Origin of the sequence: Nafulsella turpanensis ZLM-10, from assembly GCF_000346615.1 — a bacterium.
In the GTDB taxonomy this organism is placed as follows: Bacteria; Bacteroidota; Bacteroidia; order Cytophagales; family Cyclobacteriaceae; genus Nafulsella; species Nafulsella turpanensis.
In genome coordinates this window covers 1-1,370 of sequence record NZ_ANNU01000011.1, presented here as the reverse complement: position 1 = coordinate 1,370, position 1,370 = coordinate 1, and the positions used below count along the sequence as shown (strand labels likewise).

Annotated in this window: 1 protein-coding gene; it reads left to right on the top strand. The window is 46.0% G+C overall.

The features are described 5' to 3' along the window. The first annotated feature begins 121 nt into the window (after positions 1 to 121). Positions 122 to 1,336 carry an IS4 family transposase gene (locus F752_RS0105760; RefSeq protein ID WP_017730782.1) on the top strand — a complete coding sequence of 405 codons (1,215 nt, stop codon included), beginning with the start codon at positions 122 to 124 and terminating at the stop codon, positions 1,334 to 1,336. Positions 1,337 to 1,370 lie beyond the last annotated feature (34 nt).

Below are 1,370 nucleotides of genomic sequence, written 5' to 3'. Positions count from 1 at the left end.
CAGGAGTGGTCGGAAGATTTTTTCTTCCGACCTTTTTATTTTTAGTGGTAACAATTCATTCCATGCTTTAGCCTTAGGAGCTTTAATTTTGTTGTTATTACAGGCTAAATGACAATGAGTTATGGGCACATTTAAAGACCACAAAATCAGCGTAAAAGAGTTGCTATCGCTTATTCCTGACCAATACCTAGAGCAGCTCTCCCTTCAGGGCAGTGTAGACCGTTATAGTAAGGTGCTGCATGGACGAAAGATGTTCTACCTGCTGCTTTATGGCATGTTGGAAAACGAGCGGCTCAGTCAGCGCAGCCTGGAAGACACCTTTAATGACCCACTCTTTAAGCAGCTTTTCCAGCTGGATGCAAGCGAAAGCATAAGACGAAGCTCTATCTCGGAGCGGCTATCTTGTATAGATGCTGATTATTTTCGCCAAATCTATGAGTGTATTTATGAGCAATATGCAGCCCTATATGCTGATGGTGACCAGCAAAAGCTCATCCGTGTAGATAGTTCTCTGGTTAGCGATACGGCAGGCAAGCTCCAGTCAAGCCTGGGACATGACCGTGGTAAGAAGGCAGTGAAATACACCCTGGCTTTTGACGGGCTACTACCCTGCAGTGCCCAGGCTTTTACAGAAAAGATGTATAACAGCGAAGAAGTGGCCCTGCCCCAGATAGTCTGGCAGCATGTTAAACAGCAGGCCCATCATCAGAACCTCTACGTTTTAGACCGGGGCATGCAATCCTCCCGCAGTCTGCAAGTCTTTGATGAGCAGAAAGTCAGCTTTGTTTGCCGGGCCAGGGAAAACCGCAAATACGAACCACTAAGCAATCTACTAAAGGAAGACCAGCAGACAGACCTGGGGGAGGTAATCCTGTTGAGCGATGAACTGGTCAGGCTTTATTGCAATCAGCCCATCAAAAACAAGAAAGGCAACATTCATCATCGGGAAAGCTTGCTTGAGCAGGACTTTCGCCTGGTTATTGTGCAAACTAAGCAACAGCCAGAGCAGCATTTCTGGCTGCTGACCAATGAACTGGAGATGCCTGCTGAAGAAATTGCCCGTGCTTATCGCCGAAGATGGGACATAGAGGTTTTTTTCCGCTTTTTAAAACAGGAACTGAACCTGAGCCATCTGGTTTCTCTCAACCAGAATGGTATACAGGTGATGCTTTATATGACCCTGATTCTAGCTATGCTGCTACTTATCTACAAGAAAGCAAACGCTATAGGCTACAAAACTGCCAAAAGAAGATTTGCTATGGAAGTCAGAAACCTAGCCATTGCTATCGTGGTGGTGCACTGCAAGGGAGACCTCGACAGACTCTTCAAAACATAAAAAAAGTGGCCGGAATTTCTTCCGACCACTCATG

Bases quoted from the DNA above. Each gene is read 5' to 3' on its own strand.
- F752_RS0105760 (WP_017730782.1), top strand. From the start codon at position 122: ATGGGCACATTTAAAGACCACAAAATCAGCGTAAAAGAGTTGCTATCG.